At 62.0% G+C, this 26,368-nt stretch carries 28 protein-coding genes; 10 read left to right on the top strand and 18 right to left on the bottom strand.

What is annotated here, in order from left to right; genetic code table 11:
- The first annotated feature begins 43 nt into the window (after positions 1-43).
- The gene (gene argA, locus JJQ76_RS13210; RefSeq protein ID WP_210397327.1) at positions 44-1,381 is read left to right on the top strand and encodes an amino-acid N-acetyltransferase; all 1,338 of its coding nucleotides are present in this window, start codon (positions 44-46) and stop codon (positions 1,379-1,381) included.
- Positions 1,382-1,390: 9 nt separating this feature from the next.
- On the opposite strand, the gene JJQ76_RS13215 is transcribed toward argA, so the two are convergent.
- The 12 genes from JJQ76_RS13215 to JJQ76_RS13270 form a co-directional block, all read right to left on the bottom strand.
- Entirely contained in the window at positions 1,391-2,761 is a 1,371-nt protein-coding gene (locus JJQ76_RS13215; protein WP_210397328.1) for an NAD-dependent succinate-semialdehyde dehydrogenase, read from the bottom strand.
- The gene (gene doeA, locus JJQ76_RS13220) at positions 2,755-4,023 is read right to left on the bottom strand and encodes an ectoine hydrolase (RefSeq protein WP_210397329.1); all 1,269 of its coding nucleotides are present in this window, start codon (positions 4,021-4,023) and stop codon (positions 2,755-2,757) included. Before doeA ends, JJQ76_RS13215 begins: the two co-directional genes overlap by 7 nt.
- 3 nt (positions 4,024-4,026) lie before the next feature.
- Complete coding sequence (locus tag JJQ76_RS13225) at positions 4,027-5,274, bottom strand: aspartate aminotransferase family protein (RefSeq protein WP_210397330.1); 1,248 nt, start codon at positions 5,272-5,274, stop codon at positions 4,027-4,029.
- Between the two features lie 194 nt (positions 5,275-5,468).
- Positions 5,469-6,635, bottom strand: coding sequence for a N(2)-acetyl-L-2,4-diaminobutanoate deacetylase DoeB2 (gene doeB2, locus JJQ76_RS13230; RefSeq protein ID WP_210397331.1), 1,167 nt, complete (start codon positions 6,633-6,635; stop codon positions 5,469-5,471).
- Positions 6,636-6,707: 72 nt separating this feature from the next.
- The gene (locus JJQ76_RS13235) at positions 6,708-8,051 is read right to left on the bottom strand and encodes an ATP-binding protein (protein WP_210397332.1); all 1,344 of its coding nucleotides are present in this window, start codon (positions 8,049-8,051) and stop codon (positions 6,708-6,710) included.
- Between the two features lie 30 nt (positions 8,052-8,081).
- Complete coding sequence (locus JJQ76_RS13240; RefSeq protein ID WP_210397333.1) at positions 8,082-8,762, bottom strand: response regulator transcription factor; 681 nt, start codon at positions 8,760-8,762, stop codon at positions 8,082-8,084.
- Entirely contained in the window at positions 8,762-9,064 is a 303-nt protein-coding gene (locus JJQ76_RS13245) for a PepSY domain-containing protein (RefSeq protein ID WP_210397334.1), read from the bottom strand. Before JJQ76_RS13245 ends, JJQ76_RS13240 begins: the two co-directional genes overlap by 1 nt.
- Before the next feature lie 58 nt (positions 9,065-9,122).
- Positions 9,123-9,689, bottom strand: a complete 567-nt coding sequence (locus tag JJQ76_RS13250; RefSeq protein WP_210397335.1) for a glycine zipper 2TM domain-containing protein — start codon at positions 9,687-9,689, stop codon at positions 9,123-9,125.
- 176 nt (positions 9,690-9,865) lie between these two features.
- Positions 9,866-10,060 carry a YgaP family membrane protein gene (locus JJQ76_RS13255; protein WP_210397336.1) on the bottom strand — a complete coding sequence of 65 codons (195 nt, stop codon included), beginning with the start codon at positions 10,058-10,060 and terminating at the stop codon, positions 9,866-9,868.
- A 157-nt stretch (positions 10,061-10,217) separates the two neighbouring features.
- Positions 10,218-11,015, bottom strand: coding sequence for a PEP-CTERM sorting domain-containing protein (locus JJQ76_RS13260; RefSeq protein WP_210397337.1), 798 nt, complete (start codon positions 11,013-11,015; stop codon positions 10,218-10,220).
- 156 nt (positions 11,016-11,171) lie between these two features.
- Complete coding sequence (locus JJQ76_RS13265; RefSeq protein ID WP_210397338.1) at positions 11,172-11,840, bottom strand: Crp/Fnr family transcriptional regulator; 669 nt, start codon at positions 11,838-11,840, stop codon at positions 11,172-11,174.
- A gap of 2 nt (positions 11,841-11,842) precedes the next feature.
- Positions 11,843-12,085: a hypothetical protein gene (locus tag JJQ76_RS13270; RefSeq protein WP_210397339.1), complete on the bottom strand. Its 243-nt coding sequence runs from the start codon at positions 12,083-12,085 to the stop codon at positions 11,843-11,845.
- A gap of 154 nt (positions 12,086-12,239) precedes the next feature.
- Here JJQ76_RS13270 and ilvD point away from each other — a divergent pair, with 154 nt between their 5' ends.
- Positions 12,240-14,078: a dihydroxy-acid dehydratase gene (gene ilvD, locus JJQ76_RS13275; RefSeq protein WP_210397340.1), complete on the top strand. Its 1,839-nt coding sequence runs from the start codon at positions 12,240-12,242 to the stop codon at positions 14,076-14,078.
- A 102-nt stretch (positions 14,079-14,180) separates the two neighbouring features.
- Positions 14,181-14,873 carry a tRNA (guanosine(46)-N7)-methyltransferase TrmB gene (gene trmB, locus JJQ76_RS13280; RefSeq protein WP_246480757.1) on the top strand — a complete coding sequence of 231 codons (693 nt, stop codon included), beginning with the start codon at positions 14,181-14,183 and terminating at the stop codon, positions 14,871-14,873.
- Between the two features lie 97 nt (positions 14,874-14,970).
- Here trmB and JJQ76_RS13285 read toward each other — a convergent pair whose 3' ends face one another.
- The 6 genes from JJQ76_RS13285 to JJQ76_RS13310 form a co-directional block, all read right to left on the bottom strand.
- Positions 14,971-15,210: an HP1242/YdcH family protein gene (locus JJQ76_RS13285; RefSeq protein ID WP_210397342.1), complete on the bottom strand. Its 240-nt coding sequence runs from the start codon at positions 15,208-15,210 to the stop codon at positions 14,971-14,973.
- 101 nt (positions 15,211-15,311) lie between these two features.
- Positions 15,312-15,809 carry an NfeD family protein gene (locus JJQ76_RS13290; protein WP_210397343.1) on the bottom strand — a complete coding sequence of 166 codons (498 nt, stop codon included), beginning with the start codon at positions 15,807-15,809 and terminating at the stop codon, positions 15,312-15,314.
- 55 nt (positions 15,810-15,864) lie between these two features.
- A complete protein-coding gene (locus tag JJQ76_RS13295; RefSeq protein ID WP_210397344.1) occupies positions 15,865-16,824 on the bottom strand; it encodes an SPFH domain-containing protein in 960 nt (319 codons plus the stop codon).
- A 240-nt stretch (positions 16,825-17,064) separates the two neighbouring features.
- Positions 17,065-17,850, bottom strand: a complete 786-nt coding sequence (locus JJQ76_RS13300; RefSeq protein ID WP_210397345.1) for a TSUP family transporter — start codon at positions 17,848-17,850, stop codon at positions 17,065-17,067.
- 150 nt (positions 17,851-18,000) lie between these two features.
- Positions 18,001-18,204 carry a hypothetical protein gene (locus JJQ76_RS13305; RefSeq protein WP_210397346.1) on the bottom strand — a complete coding sequence of 68 codons (204 nt, stop codon included), beginning with the start codon at positions 18,202-18,204 and terminating at the stop codon, positions 18,001-18,003.
- A gap of 228 nt (positions 18,205-18,432) precedes the next feature.
- Positions 18,433-19,743, bottom strand: a complete 1,311-nt coding sequence (locus JJQ76_RS13310) for an MFS transporter (RefSeq protein WP_210397347.1) — start codon at positions 19,741-19,743, stop codon at positions 18,433-18,435.
- A gap of 170 nt (positions 19,744-19,913) precedes the next feature.
- On the opposite strand from JJQ76_RS13310, the gene JJQ76_RS13315 reads away from it, so the two are divergent.
- Genes JJQ76_RS13315 through JJQ76_RS13345 form a run of 7 tightly spaced genes read left to right on the top strand, consistent with a single transcriptional unit; the run spans position 19,914 to position 26,152 of the window.
- Complete coding sequence (locus tag JJQ76_RS13315; RefSeq protein WP_210397348.1) at positions 19,914-20,123, top strand: hypothetical protein; 210 nt, start codon at positions 19,914-19,916, stop codon at positions 20,121-20,123.
- 2 nt (positions 20,124-20,125) lie between these two features.
- Positions 20,126-20,380 carry a hypothetical protein gene (locus JJQ76_RS13320; RefSeq protein WP_210397349.1) on the top strand — a complete coding sequence of 85 codons (255 nt, stop codon included), beginning with the start codon at positions 20,126-20,128 and terminating at the stop codon, positions 20,378-20,380.
- Positions 20,364-20,951 carry a sigma-70 family RNA polymerase sigma factor gene (locus JJQ76_RS13325; protein ID WP_210397350.1) on the top strand — a complete coding sequence of 196 codons (588 nt, stop codon included), beginning with the start codon at positions 20,364-20,366 and terminating at the stop codon, positions 20,949-20,951. Before JJQ76_RS13320 ends, JJQ76_RS13325 begins: the two co-directional genes overlap by 17 nt.
- Entirely contained in the window at positions 20,948-21,601 is a 654-nt protein-coding gene (locus tag JJQ76_RS13330) for an anti-sigma factor family protein (protein ID WP_210397351.1), read from the top strand. Before JJQ76_RS13325 ends, JJQ76_RS13330 begins: the two co-directional genes overlap by 4 nt.
- Entirely contained in the window at positions 21,598-23,163 is a 1,566-nt protein-coding gene (locus JJQ76_RS13335; protein WP_210397352.1) for a S8 family peptidase, read from the top strand. Before JJQ76_RS13330 ends, JJQ76_RS13335 begins: the two co-directional genes overlap by 4 nt.
- Positions 23,160-24,890 (top strand): S8 family peptidase, encoded by a 1,731-nt coding sequence (locus JJQ76_RS13340; protein ID WP_210397353.1) that lies wholly within the window; start codon positions 23,160-23,162, stop codon positions 24,888-24,890. The genes JJQ76_RS13335 and JJQ76_RS13340 overlap by 4 nt, the downstream gene beginning before the upstream one ends.
- Complete coding sequence (locus JJQ76_RS13345; protein ID WP_210397354.1) at positions 24,887-26,152, top strand: hypothetical protein; 1,266 nt, start codon at positions 24,887-24,889, stop codon at positions 26,150-26,152. Before JJQ76_RS13340 ends, JJQ76_RS13345 begins: the two co-directional genes overlap by 4 nt.
- The last annotated feature ends 216 nt before the right edge of the window (positions 26,153-26,368 follow it).

Consider the following 26,368-nt stretch of genomic DNA (forward strand, 5'->3'; position numbering starts at 1 on the left):
AACTCAGGGCGCCGCAGGGCGGCGCGTTTAAGGAAACCGTGCTTTGAGTATCAGCAGCCAGGACTACGTCGACTTCTTCCGTCACTCCTCGCCGTATATCAACGCGCATCGGGGCAAAACCTTTGTGCTGATGCTGGATGGCGATGCGCTGGCCGACCCCAATTTCGCCAACATCGTGCACGATATCGCGCTGCTCAATAGCCTCGGTGTGCGGCTGGTTCTGGTCCATGGCGCCCGGCCCCAGATTGAGGCGCGTCTGGCCGAACGGGGCGCGGCGTCCCAGTTCCATCAGGGCTTGCGGGTCACTGATGGGGCGGCTCTGGTCTGCGTCAAAGAGGCGGTGGGTAGTCTGCGCACCGACATCGAGGCCCAGCTATCCATGGGACTGCCCAACTCGCCGATGCACGGCGCGCGAGTCAAGGTGTGCGGTGGCAACTTTGTCATCGCCAAGCCTCTGGGGGTGGTGGATGGCATCGACTTCTGTCACACCGGCGAGGTGCGACGGGTCGATGGCAAGGCGCTGCGCTGGCTGCTCAATGACGGTGCGCTGGTACTGCTCTCCAATCTGGGTTTCTCGCCGACCGGAGAGGTGTTCAACCTGTCGGTCGAAGATGTTGCGGCGCAGGTGGCGGTGGCGATCGAGGCCGACAAGCTGATCTGCTTTGGTCAGGAAGCAGGGATCACCAACCAACGTGGCGAACGCCATTCAGAGCTACTTACCCGCGGTGCCGAGCGCTTGCTGCACCAGTACCTCGAGAACCTCGATCCGGCTTCGGCGCTGCCGCGCAGTCAGCTGTCGCGGCAACTGACCGCTATTACCCAGGCTTGCCGCGGTGGGGTTTCACGGGGACACCTGATTAGCTTTCAGCAAGATGGTGCCTTGCTGATGGAGCTGTTTACCCGCGATGGCGCGGGAACCATGATCAGCCAGGAGAGCTACGAACAGGTGCGCGAGGCGAGCATCGAAGATGTGGGCGGTATTCTGGAGCTGATCCGGCCGCTGGAGGAGAACGGGGTGCTGGTGCGTCGCTCACGCGAGGTACTGGAAACCGAGATCGAGCGCTTTACTCTGATCGAACGTGATGGCGCCATTATCGGTTGTGCAGCGCTCTATCCCTTTGGCGATGGTTCGGCGGAGTTGGCGTGCGTGGCGGTTCACCCCGATTATCGCGGCGGCGACCGTGGCGACCATTTGCTCGATGCGCTGCAGCGGCGTGCGCTGGAGCAAGGCGTGCGGCGGCTGTTCGTGCTCACTACCCGCACCGCGCACTGGTTTATGGAGCGGGGCTTTGTAGAGGTACCGCGGGAGCAGTTGCCGGATGCACGCCAGTCGCTCTATAACCTGCAGCGCAATTCCAAGGTGTTCGCCAAGGCGCTCTGAGTCTGGCGCTTATTCCGTTTTAGGGCCGATCCATACCTGCTGCACGTTGACGAAGGCCAGAATCCCGTGGGGGCCCAGTTCACGCCCCAGCCCCGAACGCTTGATCCCGCCGCTGGGCAGGCGCGGATCGGTTTTCACCAGACCGTTGACCACTACCTGCCCGGCTTCCAGATCCTGCGCCAGCGCCTCGCCTCGTTCACTGGTGGTCCAGATCGAAGCGGCCAGACCGTAGTCGGTGTCGTTGGCCAGTGCCAGCGCGTGGTCGGCATCACGGGCACGCAGCACCACGGCCACCGGGCCGAAGGTCTCCTCGCGGCATGCCGGCATCTGGTTGTGCGCTTCGGTGAGCAGGGTGACCGGGTAGAAAAAGCCAGGTCCGACCGGCATCTGGCCACCGAGCAGGCAGCGGGCACCGGCAGCGATACTCTCCTCGACCTGGCGCGCCAGGTTATCGCGCAGGTCGGCTCTCGCCAGGGGGCCCACCTGAGTGTTCGGATCATCCGGATCCCCTAACCTGAGCGCCGCCAGCGCAGCGTGCAGACGTTCGACAAAGGTATCGTGCACCGCGTCCTCGACGATGATACGTTTGGCCGCGATGCAGGACTGGCCGGCATTGATGATCCGCGACAGAGCGATCGCCTCTACCGCCGCATCCAGATCAGCGTCGGCGAGCACGATGGCGGGGTCCGAGCCGCCAAGTTCCAGCACCACCGGTTTCAGTGCCCCCGTCGCGGTCGCGGCAACCTGGGCACCGGCAGCGCTGGAGCCGGTAAAGGAGACCGCTCGAACCTGCGGATGGATGATGGCGGTGGCTATGTGCTGATTGTGTAGCGGTAGGTTCTGGAAGATGCCGGACGGTGCATTGACCGCCTCAAAACAGCGGCTGATCGCTTCTGCACAGGCGGGAACGTGAGGGTCGTGTTTCATCAGGCAGGTGTTGCCTGCCATGAGCGCCGGTGCACAGAAGCGGAATGCCAGCCAGAAGGGGGCATTCCAGGGCAGAATGCCCAGCACCGGCCCCAGTGGCGGGTGCTGCACATAGCTGCGGGTAGCGTCGGAGCCCAGATGCTGGGGTGCAAGATAGGCTTCGGCATGGTCGGCGTAATGCTCTGCGCACCAGGCCGCTTTGAGTACTTCGCCACGGGCTTCGTGGGCCGGTTTGCCCATCTCCAGAGTCATGGGGCGGCCGAGTTCGTCAGCGTGGTCGCGCATATAATCGGCCACGGCGCGCAGCACACGGGCCCGCTCGGCAAAACCCTGCTGGCGCCAGAAGTTGAACGCGCTGTGAGCCTGATCGATACGCGTCGCCATTTGCTCCATGGTCAGCGCCGGATAGTCATGAAGATGTTCACCGGTGGCCGGGTTGGTGGCAGTCAGCATGAGGCCTCCTTGTTGTCATCGCCGTTCTTCTTGGCTTTGCGGCTGGCCTTGGGGCTTATCAGCTCCAGTTCGCGCCGCGCGGGTTCATCGAGGGGATCGGGACGTAACGCGAAGTCCTGCTCGAAATCGGCAAAGAACGAGCCGCAGCCATCGTCGGTGATGTAGAAAGTGTCGGAGATGCCGGCAGTCTTGTCGCCGTCGATTCCCCACATCCAGGGAATGATATGAAAGGTCATGCCCGGTTCCAGCACCGATGAGTCGCCCTGCTTGAGGCTGATGATATAGCCCTCGTCCCAGCTGGGAGGAAAGGCGATACCGATGGAGTAGCCGGAGCGGGTGATCAGGCGGGCGCCGACGCTGTTGTCGGTGATAATCTTGCGGACCAGATTGTCTACGTCGGAGACCGTCATACCGGGTCGCATAAACTGGTGAACTTGCCGCAGGGCTTCTTTCATCACCTCCTGCGCTTGCAGCATGCTGTCGCTGGCTTCACCGCAGATCACGGTACGCATCATCGCGGTATGGTAGCGACGAAAGCAGCCGCCGACCTCCAGAAACACATGCTCGCCCGGCTCCACTCGACGCCCCTCAAAGGTGGCGTGGCCGATCATGGTGCGGGGGCCGGAGGTAACGTAGGGCATCACTGCCGGGGTTTCACCTCCGGCGCTGAACATGCCGCTGGAGATTGCGGCGGCGATCTCGTTCTCGGTTACCCCGGCGCGGCAGGCGTCGATACCCGCCTGCATACCGGCACGGGTGGCGATCGCCGCTTTGTGCATGATCTCCAGCTCCAGCGCCGATTTGCGCCGTCGCCCCTGCTCGACAATACCGAAACAGTCCATCAGCCGACCGTCGGTCAGCGCGGTGTGGATGTAGTCCTGATGATAGGCGGGGAAAAAGTAACTGTTACGCTCATAGCCCAGAATCTTGTTGGACAGACCAAACTCGCGCAGCGATTCGATCAACATCTGAATGGCGTCGCCGCTGTCGGAGTAGGGCCGGGTCAGCTCTACCCAGGTACGGGCGTGAACGTTAGATTCCTCCAGCATCCGGGTGATCATGAACGGCTCGTCGTTGACCGGCACCACCAGCGCCTGAAAGAAGGAGTAACCGGTGGTCTGGTAATCCGTCAGGTACATCAGGTTTTCCGGATCGGTGATGATTACCGCATCGAGCAGCCGCTCAGCCATGTGCTGGCGCAGCTCGTTGAGGCGACGCTGATACTCGCTGAACGGAAAGGTCATGTCATCGCGTTCGCGCATGGTTTACCCCTCCATGTTGGCATCGACTGCGGCGGCGAAACGTTCCAGCCCCGTGGTCAGGGTGTCAGTCTCGATCGTCAGCGGCGGAATCAGCTTGAGCACTCGCCCACCCTCGCCACAGGGACCGATCAGCAGGCCGGCGTCGAAGCAGCTTTTGGCGATCGCCTTGGCCAGCGCACCGTCGTTGACGTCCAGCCCCTGGATCATCCCCTTACCGCGCACTGCAAACTGCGGATAGCGTCGCTGGATCTGATGCAGTGTGGTTGCGATCTGTTCGCCATGAGCCTGAACCTGGCGCATCAATTGATCGTCTTCAAAGTAACGCAGCGCCTCGCGACCGGCGACGAACGACAGCCCTTGACCACGAAAGGTGCCGGTGTGTTCGCCCGGGTTCCAGTGGGCGTCATGTTCCGGCTTGACCAGGTTCATCGCCAGCGGCGTACCGAAGCCGCCGATACCTTTGGCCAGACAGATGATGTCGGGATCTAGGTCCATGCCGTCGAAGCTGAAATAGCTGCCGGTGCGGCCGCAGCCCACTTGGATCTCGTCGATGATCAGCAACGCATCTAGGGCGCGCGCCAGGTCCTGCAGCTGCTGCAGCCACTCGCGGCTGGCAAGGTTGACCCCGCCCTCGGCCTGAATCACCTCGACCAGAAAAGCAGCGGGCGGCTCGTAGCCACTGGAGCTGTTGGCGTAGGCGCGCTCCAGAGTATCGAGACAGCCCTTGCCGCAGCCAACGCTGTTCTCGAACGGTGCGCGGGTGACGTGGTTGAGAGGCACGCCGGCAGCATTACGGAATACCTGGTTGGCGGTACAGGCCAGCGAGCCCAGCGTCATGCCATGAAAACCCTGACTGAAGGCTACGATTTCGGTGCGTCCGGTGACGCGACGCGCCAGCTTCAGCGCCGCTTCCACGGCGTTGGTCCCGGTAGGACCCATAAACTGCAGCTTATGGGTCATCTGCCGCGGTTTGAGCACGGTGTCGACGAAGGCGCGGATAAACTCCCGTTTTGGGGTGGTATACATGTCGAGGCTGTGCGCCACCCCATCGGCTTCGATGAAGTCGATCAGGGCACGCTTCATCCCGGGATTGTTATGGCCGAAGTTGAGCACGCCGGCGCCGGCGAAGAAATCGATGTAAGCGTGGTCCTGCTCATCGTATTGAATTGCATTACTAGCACGGTTGAATACCGTCGGATAGGCGCGGCAGTAACCGCGGATATTGGATTCCCACTGTTCAAACAGCTCCATCTAGCCCTCCTGCCGGGTGTTGGCTGGTTATCGTCGATGGTTGTTGAAGCGATCCGGATAGAACCGGGATGCAAGCTTGCGCTTTTGTGATGGCGAGGCGGCGCTTATCTCCGTCTCGTACTGGCAACGTAGAAGAGAACCGGGGATGGGGCAAGCGAGGGCGTTACTTTTCCCTCCCCGGTTTATGGCTGCAGCTAGCGCTTTGAGTCCGGCAGCGGTGCGCCCACCAGACGTGCGAATACCCGCACCATGGGCTCCAGCAGGGCGTCGTTAAACTGGTAGCTGGGGCTGTGGCAACTGTGTTGAAACGATGAGCCCGCCGACATGCCGATCAGCGCGAAAGCCCCGGGAATCTGGTTGAGGTAATAACTGAAATCTTCGGAGGCCATGATCGGCACCGGTTGCTGCCCCGCGTGCCAGGATTCGCCGAACTCGGCTGCCAGCGCTTCGCGGTAGCGGGCGGCGGCGTCGGCATGGTTGACCGTGGCCTCGTAGCGGGGGGTAAGCACCACCTCGGCCTCGACCCCGTAGCTCAGGGCGGTCTGGGTGGCGATCTCGTCGATCGCATCGTTAATAATCTGGCGCAGTTCGGGGCGCTCCAGGCGGATACCGCCACCCAAGGTGACCGTTTCCGGAATCACGTTTTCGGGGTTGAGCGCATCGATGCTGGTGACGCTGACCACCGCGGCGGTCTGGGGCGGCAGGCGCCGGCTTATGATCTGCTGCAGATTGAGTGTGATAGCCGCTGCTGCCAGCACCGGATCGCGGCAGAGGTCCGGTTGGCTGGCGTGGCCGCCGCGCCCATGCAGGGTGATCTTGAAGCTGCCGTTGCCCGACATCACCGGGCCGTCGGGGCAGACGGCTTGGCCAAAGGGAATGGCCGGCCAATTGTGCCAGCCGTAAATGCAGTCGATGCCCTCAAGGGCTCCTTCAGCGATCATTTCGCGGGCGCCGTGACCGCCCTCTTCCGCGGGCTGGAACAATAGAGTAACCGGGCCCGGCAGTTCGTCTTCATGTGCTTTCAGCCAGGCCGCGGTAGCCCACAATGCCGCCGTATGGCCATCGTGGCCGCAGGCGTGCATGCAGCCATCATGGGTCGAGCGGTAGGCCACGTCGGCCTTTTCCCTGATCGGCAGCGCATCGATGTCGCCACGCAAGCCGATATGTGGACCGCTGGCGTCGCTGGCCAGGGTCGCCACGGTGCCGTGGGTGGCACAGGGGCGCCAGCGGATTTGCAGCTGATCGAGGCGTTGGCGGATGCGGCCGGCGGTCATCTCCTCCTGCCAGCTGAGTTCGGGGTGTTGGTGCAGTTCATGACGAAAGGCGATGGCTGATTCGAGAATGCGTGACCACGAGGTCATAAGTGGCTCCTACAGCAAGCAGTGTGGCGATGCCGATGATTATCAGTGTATCAGAGAGCGCGAGCGGTGAGGTTAGTTGGTGACGGCAGCACGCCGGGGGAATCGCAGGGTAAAAGCCGCGCCGCCCAGTTCAGCACTGCTGCCTATGCTGAGTTCGCCGTTGTAGCTGGTGACGATATCCTTAACCACCGCCAGCCCGATGCCCTGTCCACGAGGCAGGCTGTCGGCGCGGGTGCCGCGCTCCAGAATCGTCTGATGCAGCGAATCATCGATGCCCAAGCCGTTGTCCTCGATCAGGATTTGCTGCTGCGTTGGCGTCTCTGTCAGAGTGACCTGAACCTCTCCCCGACCGTATTTGAACGCGTTGTCGAGCAGATTACCCAGCACCTCCATAAGGTCGCGTTCATCCCCCCGGAAATGCAGCTCGTCGCCGATGATGCGCAAGTTACGGTGGCTATCGCGGTAGACCTTGCCAAGGGCCGTTCCGATACGCTCCGCCGCCGCGCGCACAGAAACCGCCTGCAGTAGTTGATGGTTGGCTGCGGTCGACGCGCGCCCCAGCTGGTGGCTGATGATCTGATCCATGCGGTCCACTTGCTCCTTCAGCGCACTCAGGTCCTCAACTCGGCCCGGATCGATGTTGCGGATCACCGCCAGTGGGGTTTTGAGGCTATGCGCCAGATCGGCGAGGGTGTTGCGGTAACGCTCGCGCTGGCGGTGTTCACCGGCTAACAGCAGGTTAAGGTTCTCAGTTACCGGGGCCACTTCGCGCGGGTAGTCGCCGCTGAGCTGCTCCGCCTCACCGCTTTCAATCGCCTTGATGTCGGCCGCCAGGCCGCTCAACGGGCGCAGTCCCCAGCGCAACAGCACACCTTGGGCAATGAGCAGTAGCAGCGCCAACAGGCCGAGACCCGACCACAGCAGGGTGCGAAAGCCGCGGCGTTCGGCCAGGTAGGTGGCGGGTTGTTCAATACTGACAAAGCGCAGCGGCGTCTCGCGGCCATCCTCGGTTTCCCAGGTAACCCGATAGCTGTAAAAAAACAGCCCCTGGGTGCTTTGGCCGAACTGCTGCCGACGGTCGGCGCGGGGCAGGCTGAGCGGCTCGCCCAGGGCGGAGGGGGAGCGCCACAGCACCTGATCGTTACCGTCAGCAACGATGCCATATAGGCCGGAGCCGGGCTGGCCGAAACGGGGTTCCTGCAGCTGCGGAGGCATCCACAACTGGCCGCCACCCGCTTCGGCGGCACCCAACAGCACATAGGTTTGCAGTTTGAGTCGCTCCTCCATCGCTACCCGCAGGCTGCGGTCAAAGGCGCGGTCCAGCACCAGCGCGGTGAGGCCCAGCATCAGCGGTAGCAGCAGGCAGGAGGCCAGTCGCAGGCGGCCGGTCAGGGTGCGGGGGCGGAGCCAGCTCATCGGACTGAGGATGCCCTGCGGGTTAGCCTGCTAGCCATTGCGCTCCAGCACAAAGCGGTAGCCGCGGCCGCGCTCAGTGGCGATCGGTTTGAGCGTGCCCGCGGGATCGAGTTTTTTGCGCAGACGGGTGACGAATACTTCGATCACGTTGCTGTCGCGATCAAAATCCTGGTCGTAGAGGTGTTCGGTCAGCCGGGTTTTGGAGATCACCTTGCCAGCGTTGTGGATCAGATACTCCAGCGTGGAATACTCGTAGGCGGTCAGCTCCACCGGATCACCGCTGAGGCGTACCTGCTTGGCGGTGGTGTCCAGCTCGATCGGACCGTATTGCAGCAGGGGTGAGGCATGGCCGGCTACCCGGCGCAGCAGTGCGTTGAGGCGGGCCAGCAACTCCTGTTCATGGAAGGGTTTGGTGAGGTAATCGTCGGCGCCGGCTTCCAGCCCTTCGACCTTGTCCTGCCAGTCAGAGCGGGCGGTGAGGATCAGAATTGGGAACTCCAGCTTCTTCTCACGCAACTGGCGGATCACCTCCATGCCGCTGAGGTCAGGCAGTCCCAGATCAATGATGGCCAGATCGTACTGCCATTCAGCCGCCAGGTAGAGTGCCTCACGTCCGTCGGGTGCCAGGTCGGCGGCGTATTGGGCGGCCTGCAGTTGTGCCAGCAGCTGTTCGCCCAGCCGCGGTTCATCTTCGACAATCAGTATCCGCATCAGTCGTCTCCACCCCGACCGCGGCCGCGGCCCCTGCCACGACCCTTGCCGCCATTGTCGTCGTTGTCGCGAAAGTTTTGCGAGGCACCGTCGCTGGCATCGATCACCAGCAGTTTGACCCGACCGGAAGGTTGCAGCAGTTTGATGCGATAGCCTTTGCCATCGCCGGTGCGTACCGACTGGATGTCGAGCACCTGACCGCCGTAGCGGCTTTCGGCGGTGCGTGCCGCCTGATCCGGGCTGAGGTCGCTATAGGCGGGGGCGGCGAATGCCAGAGCCGCGCTGAGGAGCAGAACACTCATGATGCCGTTAGTCGATGTCGCTAGGCGCAAGGTGCCGGAAACCTCCCTGTGAGGCCGGTTACATCACCGGCCGTACGTTAACTTTGACCTTCAGTTTGTTGCCCGGATCATAGTCCATCCGGGTGTGGTATGTCTCGCCCTGGAAGCGGTAGGTCACATCGTAGCCGACGATCCGCTCTTCGTAGCGGGTGTCGTAGCTGACCTCGCAGCGTTCTTCGTTACGGTACTCCACCCGGGTGCCCTGCTGGGAATGCCGACGCCCGATATCGTTACCGATAGACGCGCCGATCAGGCCGCCCGCCACGGTTTTAATGTTGCGGTTGGTCTTGTGGTGCGAGTTACCCAGGCTGTTGCCGATGGCTGCGCCGATAATGGTCCCCAGAATCGCCGGAGTAGCGGACTGATAACCGCCATTGACCGGTACTTCGTAGCGCACCTGCTCCTGCCAGCAGGATTCTTGCGGAATCCGTTGGGTATAGGTCTTGGTGATCGGCTCGACGTTGACCACCTTGGCAAAGGTGGTGTGACCCTGCCCCCGGTCGAACTTGCCCCCACGGTGGTCGGCCAGCGCGGTACCGGTCATCATACCGGCGATGATCATTCCTGAAACCAGCTGCTTGAACATGACGATTTCCTCGCGTTGCTGTCACTGTTGGGTACAGCTTACGAGGGGCTGGCTGAATCCAATCTGAACGACCGGGAAAACTTTTCGACCCCGGATAGTCGTCCAGTCGTCCATAGGGTAGATACAAAAACACCCGCCGAAGCGGGTGTTTTTAAGGGGATTTGCTGATCAGTAGTTCAGGATGCGCACTTTTTGCAGGTGCTGATACCCAGGATCTTGTACAGCGGGCACATGCCCACCAGCGCGATCAGAATGACCGCAACGCCGATCCAGCCCCAGGGAGTTTGCGGGCCAACGAAGACCATGGCGATCAGCGCCAGGCCAACCAGAATACGAAGCGCTTTGTCGACGGTGCCGATGTTCTGCTGCATGTTGAGTTCTCCTATCTGCTTGGAACGTCCGGCGGGGTGCCGGTGGTAGGTTAACTCTACGCCGCCGGGCAGGGGAGTTCAGTGACAAGGTCACACAAGCGAGTTGCCATAAAAAAGCCGGCACAGGGGCCGGCTTTTGATAATCATGAACCTTCAGTCATGCGGCTTGCTTGCGCCGTGACGCGCCGACTGCTGCCAGCCCCAGTAGGGCGAGGGCCAGCGTGGCCGGTGCCGGGACTTCAGCGGTGACCACCGCGTTGGCCGCGTAGGCGAGGATGTTTTGGCGCAGAATAGCGGCACCTGGTTGCGGACTGTGGAAGTTGGTGGTGGTCATGCCGCCAAACAGCGCCAGACCGTTACCCACGGCCAATTCGCCGAGCAGGGTGTTACCACTGAGATCTTCAATCAGGCTGCTAACCGCACCGGTAATGATGGCATGCGAGAATGAGGTTCCCCCAAATGAAGTTCCCGGGAGACCAAAGCCAAGGTCGGTAAAGATATCGTGCGGGCCGGTGGCGTTGCAGTCGCTGCCGCAAAAAGGACCGGGGCCATACACAAGGTCTACGCCCGGCAGCAGGTTCATGCCGTTGCCTTCATTGGGGGCCGCGTTAAAGAAGATGCTGCCACCGGCATTGAGGAAGCTGCCGATGCTGGCTGAGTTGGCGGTGATGAAGGCCTCCATCTCATTCGCGGTGCCGTCACCGCCTTCCATGAAGATAAAGTCGGTACCGCTGAACAACGCGCCGGTATCGACGGTTTCATAACGGAAATCGTTCCAGCTGCCTGCACCGAACACACTGTCCATGGCGGCTTCATTGGTCGATTGGCCCCAAGGCGCTGCGACGGTTGAGCGAAGGTAAGTCGGGGTGGCGTGCGCCAGACTCATGCCGAACAGCATTAGCGCTAAGGTGGTTAGCGCCCGGAACGCGGTGCGACTTGATTTGAGTAAGCTCATGGCGATGTCCCTGATTAGCTTTGTTTTCTCCAGCTAAAGCAAAGGTCAGGCCGTAATTGTCAATATGTTGATTAGAAAGGATATCGCTTGTAATTGTTGAGATGATTATGAGCTCAGTGTAAAGAAAACTGACGTTTAATAAGGCTATGTAGGGGGCTAGGGCTGGAATGCGTCGGCAAAGCGGCGCAGCTCGTCGATGGCATCGACGCGGATGGTCCCTCGTCCCAGCTGAATCCAGCCGCGGCGCTCGAACTCTTTCAGTTGGCGGCTGACCACTTCACGGGCGGAGCCCAGTTCGGTGGCCAGCTCCTGATGGGTGGCGCGAACCTCGACCCGGGTTTCGGACTGACTGACCAGATAACGCGCCAGACGCAGGTCAATGCGTTCGAACGCAACCTCCTGCACCAGCGAGATCATGGCGCTGAGGCGCTGGCCGTAGGCACCAAAGATAAAATCGCGCAGCTCGGCACTGATCGCCAGCGCCTGTTGAAACAGCGGTTGGGGCAGCGCAAATGCCAGTACCGGGGTCTCGCTGACCCCCTCGGCGGGGTAGCGCTCGCGGCTGAGCAGGCAGGCCGTGGTGAGCACGCAGGTACCGCAGCCTTCGATGCGATAGAGCACGATTTCTCGCCCGGAGGGTGACCGTCCGGTCACCTTGACCCGCCCGTTAACCACCATCAGGTAGTTCTGGCAGGGGTCTCCGGGGCGGAAGATCACCTGCCCCGCGGGCACCTCCACCGCTTGCGCCTGGGCCAGTATGGCCAGCGCGGCCGGATCGTTGATCGACGCAAGGGCGGGGAAGCCGTTCAGCAGGCGGGGATCCATGGTTACTGCTTGTCCTGTTTGCGGGCGCGATTGGCAAGGATCATAAAGCGGATGTTGTACGCCAGCCCCAGTGCCAGCGCGGCAGGCATGGCGACCAGAAACAACATGCCCAATGCGGGCGAGCCAATGGTACGTCCCAGCCACAGACTGCCGACAGCGATGATGGCGATTGGGATGCCGGCGTGCATCATCCAGCGCAGGTGACGGTCCTGGCGAATCTGCGGCTTATTGATTATTTTTTTCATCTTTAATCCTCCGGCGCTCACGATAGCAAATTGACAGTCCCCCGCAAGCACCGCGAAGGTCGCAGCCGCGCCCGCGGTAGCGGCGTTTCCCCGGCGCGCCGTGCTTGCTATAGTATCCGCCCTGCAATGTCAGCCAGTTTGAGGAATTCGCACCATGCCAGCCTACCGTTCCAGTACCACTACTCAGGGCCGCAATATGGCCGGTGCCCGTGCCCTGTGGCGCGCCACCGGTATGAAGGATGGCGATTTTGACAAGCCGATCATCGCGGTTGCCAACTCTTTCACCCAGTTTGTTCCCGGTCACGTCCACCTCAAGGATATGGGTCAGCTGGTGGCGCGCGAAATTGAAAAAGCCGGCGGCGTGGCCAAGGAGTTCAACACCATCGCGGTGGACGACGGTATCGCCATGGGCCATGACGGTATGCTCTACTCGCTGCCCTCGCGTGACCTGATCGCCGACTCGGTGGAGTATATGGTCAATGCCCACTGTGCTGATGCGCTGGTGTGTATCTCCAACTGCGACAAGATCACCCCCGGGATGCTGATGGCCGCCATGCGCCTCAATATTCCGGTGATTTTTGTGTCCGGCGGACCGATGGAAGCGGGCAAGACCAAACTGGTTGATCACGGTCTGGATCTGGTTGACGCCATGGTGCTGGCCGCCGATGACAGCGCCAGTGACGAACTGGTCAACGAGGTGGAGCGCTCCGCCTGCCCCACCTGCGGTTCCTGCTCCGGCATGTTCACCGCCAACTCCATGAACTGCCTGACCGAAGCTTTGGGCTTGTCGCTGCCGGGCAACGGCACCGTGGTCGCCACCCACGCCGACCGTGAAGAGTTGTTCCTGGAAGCGGGCCGCCGCATCGTCGATCTGGCCAAGCGCTACTACCACGACGACGACGCCAGCGTGCTGCCTCGCGGTATTGCTACCAAGGCCGCATTTGCCAACGCCATGACTCTGGATATCGCCATGGGCGGTTCCACCAACACCATTCTCCACCTGCTGGCGGTGGCTCAGGAAGCGGGTGTCGATTTCACCATGGCGGATATGGACCGGCTCTCCCGCCAGGTTCCGTACCTGTGCAAAGTGGCGCCCAACGCACAGAAGTACCATATCGAAGATGTTCACCGTGCCGGAGGCATTCTGGGAATTCTGGCCGAACTGGCCCGTGGTGGCTTGCTCGACACCAGCGTCAGCACCGTCCACAGTGAAACGCTGCAGGACGCGCTGGATCAGTGGGATGTGATGACCACCAGCGATGACGCGGTTAAAAAGTTCTACCGTGCTGGCCCCGGCGGTATTCCGACCCAGGTGGCGTTCTCCCAGAGTGGACGCTGGAGCAGTCTCGATACCGACCGCGTTGAGGGGTGTATCCGTAGCATCGAGCACGCTTACAGCCAAGAGGGCGGGCTGGCCGTGTTGTACGGTAATATCGCCGAAGACGGCTGCGTGGTAAAAACCTCCGGCGTTGACGAGAGCATCTGGGTGTTCGAAGGTTCCGCCTACATCTGTGAAAGCCAGGATCAGGCGGTGGCCGACATTCTGGCCGACAAGGTCAAAGCCGGGGATGTGGTGGTGATCCGCTATGAAGGACCGCGCGGTGGTCCCGGAATGCAGGAGATGCTCTACCCCACCAGTTACCTCAAGTCCAAGGGGCTGGGGAAAGAGTGCGCCTTGCTGACGGATGGCCGCTTCTCCGGCGGCACCTCCGGCCTCTCTATCGGTCACGTGTCACCCGAAGCCGCCGCTGGTGGCGCTATCGGTCTGGTGCAGCAGGGCGACAAGATTCGTATCGATATCCCCAACCGGACCATTAAAGTGCTGGTCAGCGACGAAGAGCTTGCCCATCGTCGCGCCAAGCAGGATGCCGCGGGCTGGAAACCGGCCGAGGAGCGACCGCGCAAGGTCTCAACGGCGCTCAAGGTGTACGCCAAGATGGCCACCAGCGCCGACAAGGGCGCGGTGCGGGATCTCAGCCAACTGGACAATTAACGGCAGCCGCCAAACAAAGGCCGGGAGCTGCTCCCGGCCTTTGTTATTTGTGGGTTCCTGTATTCAATTACGATCATTCAAAACCGATTTTTGACGACAACCATGACCGAAGAGAACAAGCACCACCGCTCTATCCGTACCTTTGTTATGCGCACCGGTCGCATGACTCCTTCGCAGCAGAAAGCGCTGGAGCAGCAGTGGCCGCTGTTGGGGCTGAACCGCGAAGCCGGGGTGATCGACTTTGCCGAGGTATTCGGGCGCCAGGCGCCGACCATTCTGGAGATCGGCTTCGGCATGGGTGATTCATTACTGGCGATGGCGGAAGCCGCGCCGGAAGCCAACTACATCGGCATCGAGGTCCACAAGCCCGGCGTCGGCCGCCTGCTCAACAACGCTTCCAAGGCGGGGCTGACCAACCTCAAGGTCTACAACGATGACGCTTTGCTGGTACTGGCCGAATGCATCCCTGACGGCTCGCTTGACGGCATCCAGCTGTTCTTTCCCGATCCCTGGCACAAGAAAAAGCACCACAAGCGTCGCATGGTTCAGCCGGAGATCGCCCAGACTTTCCGCCAGAAGCTCAAGATCGGCGGTTGCTTCCACATGGCCACCGACTGGGAGCCCTACGCCGAGCATATGATGGAAGTGATGAGCGCTGCCGAGGGCTATCGCAATCATGCTGGCGACGGACAGTACTCCCCCCAGCCGGAGCATCGTCCCGACACCAAGTTCCAGCGCCGCGGCGAAAAACTGGGCCACGGGGTCTGGGATCTGGTGTTTGAACGCATCGCGTAAACGCCTTTGGCGCGGTTAAACGCAGTTGCAGAAAAGCAAAAAGCGGGCACCGAGGTTTACCCTCAACACCCGCTTTTTCGTTGCCGGTGTCGCCTGCTCAGGCGTTTTTCAGTTGTTGATACAGGTCGTCTTTCGATTCCGCACGCTGATTCTTGAGTGCCAGCATTTCGTCATCCGCGATCGGGGAGTCCCGCAGCTCCAGTTTGCGGATCTCGGCATCCAGCAGGTCGTAGCGCTTCACCTCGTCCGCAAAGGCGGAATTGGACTGCTTGAGTGACTCAATGGTGTCGTTGAACTCAGGGAACTCATTCAGTAACGAGTGGTTCTCGCCCAGCATGGTTATCACCTCCTGTTAGTCGTTCGCTTCTCGCTGCCAGCATAGTTTTTGTGCGCCGGGTTAACCAACCCCGTGGCAAATTTTTCCATGTCGGGGGCGGCTCATGGGGAGGCTCCATCTGTGGCAATCGGTTTCACCGTAAAGCAGCCCACGCGAACACGCACCACTTCCAGTCGTTGGCCGGCCGGAACTGGTTTGGTGGTCGAGGCATCCAGCTCGACCTTCCAGTCGATGCCCGAATAGGAATGAACGCCGGGGCTCTGGTGGGAGAGTTCAGTGGGCAGGCTGAACTTGAGGCCGACGAAGTCGCTGTTGTTTTCCTGATACATCTCACCCTTGCGGTTTTGCAGCGCTTTAAGTGGTCGCCACAGCAGTAGTGCCAGTAGGCCGGAACCGATTCCCGTTACTGCCAGTGGGGCGATACCGAAAGCGTGGCCATCCAGAACGCCTGCCGTAAACAGCGCGCCGGTGAGCAGTGCCGCGAGGCCGCCGAACAGCAGCAAACCGGAGGACAGGCCGAGGACAAAGGCCTCGACCGCGAGGGCGATAAAACCGATCAAGAACCAGATGCTTGACGGCTCGCTGAAGAAGTTACCCATGCTGTGACTCCATCCCAGGGGGAGGGGCGCAGCCCGCCCCGATTTGACCGCTCGCTCAGGCCGAGAAAGCGTCACTCTTGTTCATCGCTGCGACGATACTGATCGCCTCGGCAACGGTGGCGCCAGCTTCGCTTTTGGCACCATCCAGCAGCACCACGGTGCCCTCTTTGGCGATCGCTTGCTTGGCTTCAATGGCCTTGGTGGCAAGATCCAGTTGCACCGCTTTCTGGCCTTCGGGACTGTTGGCCGCCTCGCCGATCTGGCGGATTGCCTGGGCTTTGGCTTCCGCGACCGCCAGAATCGCCGCGGCCTCCCCTTGGGCGCGCAGTTCCTGTTCCTGCTTGTCTGCCTCCGCCGCTTTGATCGCCGCCTGCTTTTCACCTTCAGCGCGGTTGATGGCGGCCTGTTTTTCGCCCTCGGATTCCAGAATCTTGGCGCGCTTCTCCCGTTCCGCCTTCATCTGCTGCTCCATCGCCGACATCACCGAGGCGGGCGGATCGATGTCACGGATCTCGTAGCGCATGGCGGTGACCCCCCAGGGCTCCGCCGCCTTGTTGATGGAGGCGACAATGTTGGTGTTGAGCATGTCGCGCTCCTCGAAGGTTTTGTCCAGTTCCAGCTTGCCGATTTCGGCGCGCATGGTGGTCTGGGCCAGGTTGCTGAGGGCGAAGACGTAGTTATCGACCCCGTAGGTGGCCCGTTCAGGGTCGATCACCTTGAAGTACAGCACGCCGTCGATGCTGAGGGTGATATTGTCGGCGGTGATGGCGGTTTGCGGGTCGACGTTTACCGCTTGCTCCTTCAGCAGACGCTTGTCGGCGATGCGATCGATCAGCGGGATAATGAAGTTGAGACCGGCGTTGAGGGTTTTGTTGTATTTGCCGAAGCGTTCGACAATGTAGGCGTAACCCTGGGGCACCTGGTAGATCGATTTGGAAACCAGTATGGCGAAAAAAATCGCCAGTCCGATCCAGAAATTGAACACGTAATTGAGAATTTCATTGGCAATTGACATCTAGGGTCATCCTCGAAGGTTTACGGTCTGGTCCGGCTCGTTGGCTGCGAAAGTGGGCCCTCGAGGCTGACTGAGCGCTTGGCCATTCCGCCTGCTATTCCATGGATAGTTGATCTGCTTTCCGTAAGACGTGTTTGAGTGTAACCCAAAGTGATGACAAATCGCGTGTTCTCTCCATTCGCGGAAAATGCCTTAACTTCATGATACTTATGCCCGCCTTCTGTGGCCGCCACGGCGATGCTACCACGCCTGCCACAGCAGCCGGGTGGCCAGCGCCAGTGTGGCGATAATGATCATCGGTTTAACCAGCCCCGCGCCGCGCCGGACGACCAGATTAGAGCCCAGTCGTGCGCCCACTATCTGGCCGGCGGCCATGCACAGCCCCAGAGTCCATATGACCTCTCCGGCGCCGATAAACAGCAGCAGCGAGCTGAGGTTGGTGGCAAACACCAACACCTTGGTGTGGGCGGTGGCGCGCACCAGGTTATAGCCACGCAGACTGACGAACGCTACGGCGAACAGCGAGCCGATACCCGGGCCGAAGAAGCCGCCGTAAAAGCCGATCGTCGAGGCCGTTGTGAGGGCAAAGGCGGTATGGCCCAGGCGAGGGCGGGCGTCGAGGTCGCCAACCCGGGGTGACAGCGAGAAGTAGAGCGCAACCAGAATCAGCAGCAGGGGGAGTAGCTGTGCCAACTGCGTGGCGTCCAGTTGCTGCACGCAGAAGGTGCCGATGGCCGATCCCAGCAGGGCGCAGAGGATTGCGGGCAGCATGCCGGTCAGTTCGATCTGGCCTTTAGCAAAGTAGTTGAGCATCGACGAGGCGGTGCCGAACACGTTCTGCAGTTTGTTGGTGGCGAGTGCGGCTATGGGTGGCACGCCAAGCATCAACAGGGCCGGCAACACCAGTAGCCCGCCGGCACCTGCGATGGCACTGATAAAGCCCGCCAGAGCGCCCAGCAAAACCAATGCAGCAAGCAACAACAGACTGGGACTCTCTAGTACAGCAGAGCTCAACAGCGCGCTCATAGGGTGGGCCATGACTCGAACGACGGCGGGATGATGATGCTAAGGGAGGCCGGGACGGCACGCAATGCAATGCAATGCGTGCAGCGTGCTTGGCTAATTAATAATCCCCGGACGGCCAGGGATTATTAATGGATGGGGCGTAATCAGCGATTACGCGGCAACGCAGACCATCAGGCCGATGGACGCCGCCTCTTTACGGAATTCGCTGATCAGTTCGTCGGGCAGGTTGTCGGTTGGGAATGCCAGTTCGATCCGGGCCGGCTTGTCGAGACCGCTGTCTCTGAAATGGGTTAAACGCTCTACCGCTTCGTCGAACGATTCGACCAGAAAGCGTTCCAGTGTCAGGTCGGGCATCACAGTCGCCTTATTTTTATTGTTGGTGTTATCAGTGGCACCTTCTAAGAGTGCCTGCTGTTGGCAATTGGTACAAGCCATGGGTGGCCAAACTCCTTGTAAAACTTCGCTACCGGGCAGGGTCACGGTAGGCCCCTGTGCTCCTCAAGGGCGGGCGCATAATGCACTATTTGCATAAGGTTATAAATAGGACAAAGTATTATTCTTAATATTAAACAACTGTTGGCCTTACTGTTGCGCGTTACGGAGTGCCAGTGACGCGAGCGCGCCCAGCAGTGTGATGAGTGACAGGGTGGCGATTGCGGTGACCAGCCCCAGCCCCACCAGCGCTGCCGTCAAGCCGCCGGCAAGCAGCAACAGGATGCCGATCAGGGTGTTGCTGAGCGCCACGTACTCGGCCTTCAGATCGCCGGCGGCCATGTCGATGATGTGAGTTTTGCGGCCAATCCTGAAGCCCGCATGGGCGACCCCCAGCACAAACAGCACCAGCGCGTAAAAGGCGACGTGGCCGGTGACCGTTGGCAGCCACCAGTAGCAGGCAGCCACCCCGGCGCCCAACAGGGCTGACAGTAACGCCGCCAGCGCCATGGTGAGTTTGCTGGAATAGTCGGCCAGCGCCCCCCACACCAGCGAACTGCAGGCACCGGCGAGCCCTGAAGCAACGATCAGCCAACCCAGACTGTCGAGCGCGCTGCCCAACTGCTGCTGGGCCAATAGCACGTAAAGTGGGCCGACCAGTGCGGTGGCCAGCAACAGGGCGCGGGCGAGCAGGAACAACTGCAACTGTGGGTCATGCAGCAGCAGGTGCCACTGGTCTCGCATCAGATCGCCTAGCTGGCGGCCACCGTCGGTGGCGCCCGGGTATTCGCGGGTGAGGTTGAAGCAGCCGGCGGCGATCAGCCAGCAACAGCCGGCACCGAACAGCAGCCAAGGTAGCCAGTTGGCCGAATCGCCACCGTGTTGAGCCAGGGTCAGCCCGAGTCCGACCGTCGCCACGCTGATGCCGGCGATGGTGGCGGAGTAGCCGTTGACCCGCCCCCGTCGCCCCTTGGTGATAGTCTTGCCCAGGGTATCCTTGGCGGCGATAGATGCCACCCCGCGCGCGGCACTGAAGACCACCAGCAGCATCAGAATCAGGGTGCCGGCTAGCGCACCGGACAGGTTTGCCAGCGCCACCATCGCCATCAGCATTACACAGCCCCCCTCAACCACGCTGCTGCCGACCCAGAATACCTTGCGTACCGGATAGCGCCGGATCAGCGCGCCAAACAGGATCTGGGGCAGCAGGGATAGCGCTTCGCGGATCGGTACCAGCAGGGTCGACATGAATGCCGGTGCACCCACCGCCGCCAGCAGCCAGGGCAGTACCACTTTGGTGTCGGCCAGCGCGTCGCCGGTTTTGCTGAACGCCTGCGCACTCACCTGGCTGATCAGATTTCGTGGTTGTTCGTGGCACTGGCGCTCAGGAATATCCCGGCACAGGCGGGCTTCGTCATCGTTATTGGCGAACTCAAAAAGCGTGCGAAAAGGAAACCGCATGGCTGCTGACAGTAATGGAGGGTGTAGGGCTAAGTATAGGATTCGCAACACGCACTTTGTCCAGTGGGTCGATGATGTCGCGGGCTTGAAAGTAATTTGAACCCGGAACGATCTGGCCGTTACCTACCGGACAAGAGACACAGCAACGCGCATCGCGCCCGGAGTCCATCATGATCAGCACCGCCCTCAACGAACTGGTCCATCGTTTTCGCAGTCAAGGTCGGACCCACGAAGCGCTGCTGGTAAACCGCAGCGATTTTGAAACCCTCAAGCGTGAACTTCTGGCGATGAACTGCCGCCGCGCGCTGGCCGCCCTGACTCAGGCAGAGCCCCGTTACTACGGCGTGCCGGTGGCGATTCAGGAAAACTGGGTGATCTGAACATGACGCATCCCGAGCAGATCACCGCTCTTGCTTTTACGGCCAATCCCGACGCTGACAGTTGGGATTGGCAAAAGCCCAGCGCGCTTCCTAAGCTGTTAGGTGCGCGCCATCGCCCCGGCCAGCGTCATCCGGTCGGCTTTCGGTTTTCGGTTCACGGCGACAATGCGCATACCGTCATCTCTGCATCGCCCGGTGCCAACACGGCTTTCGAGCCGCCCGCTGACGGAGGTTCCCGCAATGGACACTGCCAGTGAACGCGTCGCTGAAGAGATCGCCTGGATTCATCGAATCGGCCAGGGCGACCGGGTGGCGCTGGGTCAGCTCTATCGCCGTTATGCGCCGCGTATCTTTCGTTTCGTCACCCGCATGATCAAGGATGAGGCCAAGGCGGAGGAGCTGGTCAACGATGTGATGATGGAGATCTGGAAAGGCGCGGTGCAATACGAGCGCCGTTCATCCCCCTCCACCTGGATTCTCGGCATGGCCCGCTTCCGCACCCTCAACGCGATTCGCGGCAAGCAGCTCGACACGGTGGAGTACAGCCAGGCCCCGGAGGCGGAAGATGAGGCTGGCGATGCCAGCAGCGGTTGCACCCAGGATGAGCTGCGTCAGTTACTGCGCAACACGGTGGCGCGCTTGTCGGCGGAACACCGCGAAGTGGTGGAGCTGGCGTTCTTTCATGACTGCTCCTACAAAGAGGTTGCCGAAATTTTGCAATGCCCTGAAAACACGGTGAAAACCCGTATGTACCACGCCAAGGCCAAGCTCAAACCCTGGCTGACCAATCTGGGCTTGAGTCTGTCAGAAACAGGAGGTGTCACATGAGCGAGCAACGGATGGAAGAGATGCTGGCCTGGTATGTTAACGGCACCCTCGACGCGGCGGAACGGCAGCAGGTTGAGGCGTGGCTGGCAGATAACCCGGAGGCCCAGATGCAGCTGGCCGAATACGAATTCATGCGCGACAGCGTGGCCGAAACCGGCAGCGAGGAAAGTGCTTTTGATACTGAAGCGGGGCTGGATGCGCTGATGGCCCGTATCGACCAAGACGAGGCTGCCAATCAGCCCCAGCTGGACGCCTCAGGCGGTTCCTTGTGGCAGCGATTCCGACAGTCGTTGCAATGGAACCTGACCCCGGCGTTTGCCAGGGTGGCGATGGTGTCTCAGCTAGGGGTAGTGATGGTGCTGGGTGCACTGCTGATGCTGCCGGCCGAAACCGAGGAGCCCGGCTATCAGGTGCTGTCCGGTCCACCGGCGGTGGTGGCCGGCGGCGTGGTACTGACGCTGGGCCTGGCTCCCGACACCCGCGCCGATGCGCTGCAGGCGCTGCTGCGTTCGCAGCAGGCTGAAATCATCGCCGGCCCCAGCGCCCTCGGAACCTACCGGATTCGACTGCCGGACGATGATCAGCAGGCCGCGCGGACCGCCGCCCTCAAGGCTCACCCGGCTGTCACCTATCTGGAGCCGGCGCAGTGAAATCCCCGTGGCTGGCGTGTGGCCTGCTAGTGGTTGCTACGCTGGCTGAGGCAGAGGTCGGCCCGCCGGGCGGTGTTGGCGCTGGCGCTGAACCCGCGTCCGCGGCCATATCCGGGGTTATGCCGGACACCCGCAGCAGTAGCTTGCCGGATACCGGTGGTGCCATGGTCAGTGCGGCGCTGAGTTCGACCCTGCCAGCGTCAGCCGCGGTACCACCGGTGGTGGTCATCAATGATCCGCTGCTGCAAAGTGCCGGCAGTTGGGGCCAATCACGCCCGGACCAGTGGGGGCTGTACCAGATCGGTCTCTATCGCGATGGCGGCCAGCCGCTCAGCCGTTATCCGCTGCAACTGGAGCCGGTGCGGGTGGCGCTGATCGACAGTGGGCTGGACTACACCCACCCCGACCTCGGCATCGAGCCGCTGTGGCGCAATCCTGATGAGAAGCCCAACGGCCGCGACGATGACGGCAACGGCTACATCGACGATCTGATTGGCTGGAACTTCGTCGATAACAACAACAATCCCTGGGACGACCAGGGCCACGGTACCCACGTAGCCGGCATTATTTCCGCACGACGGGATAACGGCATTGGCATCAGTGGTATCGCCCCCAATGCGCGACTGATGGTGCTCAAAGTGGTTGACGCCAGCGGCCACGCGGCAGGCCCCGATATTGCCGCAGCGCTGCGTTATGCGGTGGACAAAGGTGCACAGTTGATCCAGTTGAGCCTTGGCGGTGCCGAGCCGGGACCCGAGGAGCTGGACGCCCTGCGTTATGCCCTGGAACGAGAAGCGGTGGTAGTAATCGCCGCCGGTAACCGTGCCAGTGGCGACCTCAGTCTGGGTTATGAACGTCTGACCGGTCCGCTGGTGGTGGGGGCGGCAACCCCGCAAGGCGAGCGGGCGCCGTTCAGTGACTGGGGGCCGGCGCTGGATCTGCTCGCCCCCGGGGTGGATATCCTCTCGCTCAGAGCACGCGGCAGTGATTTTCTGCGCACTATAGGCGCCCCTGATTACCAACCGGGCAGTGCGGTGGTGCAGCAGGATTACTACCGCGCCACCGGCACCTCCTTCGCCGCGCCGTTTGTCACCGGAGTGGCGGCGCTGATTCTCGGTCGCGATCCCTGGCTGGAACCGCCCCAGCTGCAGCGGATGCTGCTGCAGTCCGCCGCCGATCGTGGGCCTACAGGAATCGACCAGCTCAGCGGCTATGGCCTGCTCGACGCCGACGCCGCGTTGGTGGCCTCACCGCAACGCTTTGTCGACGCGCGTCTGCTCAGTGTGCAGGTCAGCCGTGAGCGGCAGTTGGAGCTGCTGGGGGTGGCTGACGCTGATCGTTTTGCCCGCGCGGAACTCAGTTACGGTCTGGGGGAGGCGCCGCCAAACTGGCAGTTGATCGATACCCTGACCCAACCCTCGGACAGCGGCGTTATCGCGCGGGTTGATCCCGCTACCCTGCCGAAGGGGCGCACACTGACGCTGCGGCTGCAGGTCTGGCATCAGGATGGCACCCGGCGTGAAAGCTGGCTGCAGCTGGCGTTGCCGGGAGCGTCGCAATGAGGTCCGTTATAGGCAGCTGCTGCTACGGGCGATGGATGCTGGCCCTGTTTCTGCTCGCCGCGGCCAGTGCCAGTTGGGGCTGGGAGTCGCTGCCGACCCTCAAGGCCACCAGTGAACCGCTGCGCACCCTGTCGCTGCCCGCCGGGCAAGATCCAGCGCGCTGGGCCCAGGCTAACGGGCTGACTGACTGGCGTCGCCTGCCGGCGGCCAACGGCCGCCAGTTTGTCAGTTTTCGCGCTGATGATGCGCGCTGGTCGGCGTTGCAGGCGCAGTGCGACAACAGCAATCCGGCGGCGCCCGCCTGCCTCAACGCCAGTTGCCAGAGTGTACAGAGCAGCCATCAAGGCAAGCCCTCCAACACTTGGCTGCTGCCACGGGCTCCCGATCTTAATGCGGCGCTGGCGGGGCGACCCGATGGTTGCAGCGCCGGGCTTGAGGGAATGCCCTGGCGGGGCGTGCTGCCAGACGATGCCGATCCCGCCTGCTGGGTGGTGCGCCAGCTTAACCCCTGCCAGAGTGAGCAGACCCCGGCCGAGTACCTCAAACCCCATGCGCGCCCCGACCAACTGGTGGTGCTGATTCCCGAGGATGGCCGAGACCTGTTGCTGTGGGCGCAGAATCTGGGCCTGCAGGTACTGGAAGAGGTTACCCTCAACAGCACGGGTGAACGGCTGGTGCGGCTGCTGCGCCCGCGCGGCAGCGCCAGCTCACTGGACGGCTGGGTTTCATTGCTCGGCGGAATGGCCGGCGTCAGCGCGGTGCAGAAAGATGTCGCCTACTTCACTCTGGTCGATGACCATGCTGTTGCCAGCGCCGCCAGTGCCTCTCTGGCGGTGGCCTCGATTCCCGATCCGCTGGCGGCGTTCAATTACGCGCCGGCCTTGAGTCGCGCCGAGCCGCTGATGGCACGCTGGGACGGCAGCCCGATCGATGTGGCGGTGATCGATACCGGGGTCGATCGGGAGCATCCCGAACTGCAGGGGCGGGTGGTCAGCGCAGTGGATTTCAGCGGCCGTGGTTATTCGGCCGACCCTCACGGTACCGGGGTGGCTGCCATCATCGCTGCTAGCCGTGGCAACGGTATCGGCGCTTACGGGGTGGCCCCCGGCGTGCGGCTACACAGTTACAAAGCCTGCCAGCCGCGCGACCCCGGCAGTCTGGCAGCGCGTTGCTGGAGCAGCAGCCTGATCAAGGCGCTGGATGCGGCGATCATGGCGGAAACCCCGCTGATCAATATGAGCCTGGGCGGACCGCCATCGCCGCTGCTTGAGCGCTTGGTGCGGGAGGCAACCCGACGCGGGTTGATGGTGATCGCCGCCGCCGGCAACGGTGGCCCCAACGCCCAGCCGCTGTTCCCCGCCGCCTGGCCGGAGGCGCTGGCGGTGACCGCGGTGGACGCCGCCGGGCAACTTTACCCACAGGCCAATCGCGGGGCCTACATCGAGCTGTCCGCTCCCGGTGTGGATATCATCACCGCCGGCCCCAGCGCTGGTCAGCCGTTATTGTCCGGCACCTCCATGGCCACCGCTCACGCCACCGGGGTGGCCGCGCTGCTACTGCAGTTGGCACCGCAAACCCGCGGCGAGCAACTGCACAGCGCACTGGTGCAGTTCGGCCGTGACCTCGGTGGCCCCGGCCCCGATGCTGACTATGGTGCTGGCCTGCTGGACGCCTGCGCTACCGCCGCTGCGCTCAGTGGCCAACCGCAATGCGGAGAGCAGCCATGAAGCGGCGCGGCGATCTTTCCCTAAGCCCGTTAGCCGTGGCGCTGGGCTTGGTGCTGATTGGCGGCTGCCAGAGCGCGCCGCCACCGGCGCCTACCGCCAACCCCGTACCGGCAAAAGAGGGGGTAAACGCGGCGCCAACCGAGCAACAAAACAGCGCCAGCGGCGCCACCCTCAGTATCACCCAACCACCGTCGACCCCGGCGGGACCGACGCCTGCCACCGCGGCATCGGCAGCGCCTAAGGTGCAGGCTCCCCAGTACGACAACGCCAAGGCCGATTTTGCCTACGGTAGCGGTCAGCCCTGGCCACGGCTGACCTTGCCAGCGCTGTTGCTGCCGGGGCCGCTGCCAGCCGCGCCGGGAGCACCCACCTTGCCCCTGCCGCCGATTGCCAGTGCGGATGACGATGCTCAGGGCCAAGTGCTGGCGGGCGCACCGGCCCCCGATCCCGCCGCCCGGGTTCAGTCTCCTTGCGCTGGCCCCTGGGCAGCACAGTCGCTGGTGATCGGCCCCAAGGAGGGTTGGTTCAGCGGCGCGGTCCAATCGATGGGTAATGCGTTGATCGGCAAGGTGCTCGGGGGCTTTGGTCCCTTTGATGGCGTTGAGGATGAGCCGGATGCGCCGCCCACGGTCAAAGACCCGATCCCCAAGTCAGCGCGGCAGCACTTTGAAGATGACCTCAGTGATATCGAACTGAGCCTTGCCGGTCGCCTTGACGACGACGGCCTGCTGATCAGCGCGCACATTGATGACGCCCCGGATGACTCCACCTTTCATGCCATCTATCTGGAAGATAAAAGCTGCCAGCGCCAATTCCCCGACCGCTACCTCAACTACCGCATCTGGCTGGAGTGGTCGCTGTCGGTCAGTTGGAGCAAGACCGAACGCCATTACGAAAACGACCAACTGGTATCGGAGAAAACCACCAGCGGCAGCTCTTTTGACAGCGGCGTGATCGACCTGGCCGAAGGTAGCACCAATCTGAACGCCGCCGATATGGCGGAGCTGGATCAGTACCAGCGCGACCTGCTGCAACAATTGCCACCGCCGATCTGGCAGCAGCTGGGCTTTTCTGGCCCCACCGCCGGGGTGCGCGGGCTGGGCACCCAGTTCAACCGGGTAGACCCGGAGGCGCTGTTCCGCGGCGACAATATCGCCGTGCTGCATCTGACCCGGGTGGTAGGGGACCGCTACGTCACCCGCGCATTGCCGTTCCGCCTTAGTCGCGGTGCAGGCAACCTGGTCAGCTTCACCCGGCTGTGATTTCTGGCGGCGTGTAGGTATTTACTGTTTGGGCGACAGCTTCAACGGATTTCTGGTTAGAGGTGGCTGATTAATGCCGGGGCTGCTTTCGGCGCGGAGCGGTCATGTTAGGTGGCCGACTAAATCTGCGTTTCAAGCTCCTTCCACTGCAATCAGATAGTCTTTGTTCCGCCCACCCGGGCGGGTCACTTTTTGTCCGTCGTGACAAAAAGTAAC

This window comes from Motiliproteus sediminis (assembly GCF_017912535.1).
Taxonomy (GTDB): Bacteria; Pseudomonadota; Gammaproteobacteria; order Pseudomonadales; family Balneatricaceae; genus Motiliproteus; species Motiliproteus sediminis.

Coding starts and splice junctions, on each gene's coding strand:
- JJQ76_RS13255 (WP_210397336.1), bottom strand. CDS start 10,060: ATGCAGCAGAACATCGGCACCGTCGACAAAGCGCTTCGTATTCTGGTT.
- JJQ76_RS13240 (WP_210397333.1), bottom strand. CDS start 8,762: ATGCGGATACTGATTGTCGAAGATGAACCGCGGCTGGGCGAACAGCTG.
- JJQ76_RS13225 (WP_210397330.1), bottom strand. CDS start 5,274: ATGGAGCTGTTTGAACAGTGGGAATCCAATATCCGCGGTTACTGCCGC.
- JJQ76_RS13320 (WP_210397349.1), top strand. CDS start 20,126: ATGACGCATCCCGAGCAGATCACCGCTCTTGCTTTTACGGCCAATCCC.
- JJQ76_RS13315 (WP_210397348.1), top strand. CDS start 19,914: ATGATCAGCACCGCCCTCAACGAACTGGTCCATCGTTTTCGCAGTCAA.
- JJQ76_RS13305 (WP_210397346.1), bottom strand. CDS start 18,204: ATGCCCGACCTGACACTGGAACGCTTTCTGGTCGAATCGTTCGACGAA.
- JJQ76_RS13270 (WP_210397339.1), bottom strand. CDS start 12,085: ATGAAAAAAATAATCAATAAGCCGCAGATTCGCCAGGACCGTCACCTG.
- JJQ76_RS13215 (WP_210397328.1), bottom strand. CDS start 2,761: ATGCTGACTGCCACCAACCCGGCCACCGGTGAACATCTTCATGACTAT.
- JJQ76_RS13290 (WP_210397343.1), bottom strand. CDS start 15,809: ATGGGTAACTTCTTCAGCGAGCCGTCAAGCATCTGGTTCTTGATCGGT.
- JJQ76_RS13345 (WP_210397354.1), top strand. CDS start 24,887: ATGAAGCGGCGCGGCGATCTTTCCCTAAGCCCGTTAGCCGTGGCGCTG.
- JJQ76_RS13245 (WP_210397334.1), bottom strand. CDS start 9,064: ATGAGTGTTCTGCTCCTCAGCGCGGCTCTGGCATTCGCCGCCCCCGCC.
- JJQ76_RS13310 (WP_210397347.1), bottom strand. CDS start 19,743: ATGCGGTTTCCTTTTCGCACGCTTTTTGAGTTCGCCAATAACGATGAC.
- ilvD (WP_210397340.1), top strand. CDS start 12,240: ATGCCAGCCTACCGTTCCAGTACCACTACTCAGGGCCGCAATATGGCC.
- doeA (WP_210397329.1), bottom strand. CDS start 4,023: ATGCGCGAACGCGATGACATGACCTTTCCGTTCAGCGAGTATCAGCGT.
- JJQ76_RS13325 (WP_210397350.1), top strand. CDS start 20,364: ATGGACACTGCCAGTGAACGCGTCGCTGAAGAGATCGCCTGGATTCAT.
- JJQ76_RS13300 (WP_210397345.1), bottom strand. CDS start 17,850: ATGAGCGCGCTGTTGAGCTCTGCTGTACTAGAGAGTCCCAGTCTGTTG.
- JJQ76_RS13265 (WP_210397338.1), bottom strand. CDS start 11,840: ATGGATCCCCGCCTGCTGAACGGCTTCCCCGCCCTTGCGTCGATCAAC.
- doeB2 (WP_210397331.1), bottom strand. CDS start 6,635: ATGACCTCGTGGTCACGCATTCTCGAATCAGCCATCGCCTTTCGTCAT.
- trmB (WP_246480757.1), top strand. CDS start 14,181: ATGACCGAAGAGAACAAGCACCACCGCTCTATCCGTACCTTTGTTATG.
- JJQ76_RS13250 (WP_210397335.1), bottom strand. CDS start 9,689: ATGTTCAAGCAGCTGGTTTCAGGAATGATCATCGCCGGTATGATGACC.
- JJQ76_RS13330 (WP_210397351.1), top strand. CDS start 20,948: ATGAGCGAGCAACGGATGGAAGAGATGCTGGCCTGGTATGTTAACGGC.
- JJQ76_RS13235 (WP_210397332.1), bottom strand. CDS start 8,051: ATGAGCTGGCTCCGCCCCCGCACCCTGACCGGCCGCCTGCGACTGGCC.
- JJQ76_RS13295 (WP_210397344.1), bottom strand. CDS start 16,824: ATGTCAATTGCCAATGAAATTCTCAATTACGTGTTCAATTTCTGGATC.
- JJQ76_RS13340 (WP_210397353.1), top strand. CDS start 23,160: ATGAGGTCCGTTATAGGCAGCTGCTGCTACGGGCGATGGATGCTGGCC.
- JJQ76_RS13260 (WP_210397337.1), bottom strand. CDS start 11,015: ATGAGCTTACTCAAATCAAGTCGCACCGCGTTCCGGGCGCTAACCACC.
- JJQ76_RS13285 (WP_210397342.1), bottom strand. CDS start 15,210: ATGCTGGGCGAGAACCACTCGTTACTGAATGAGTTCCCTGAGTTCAAC.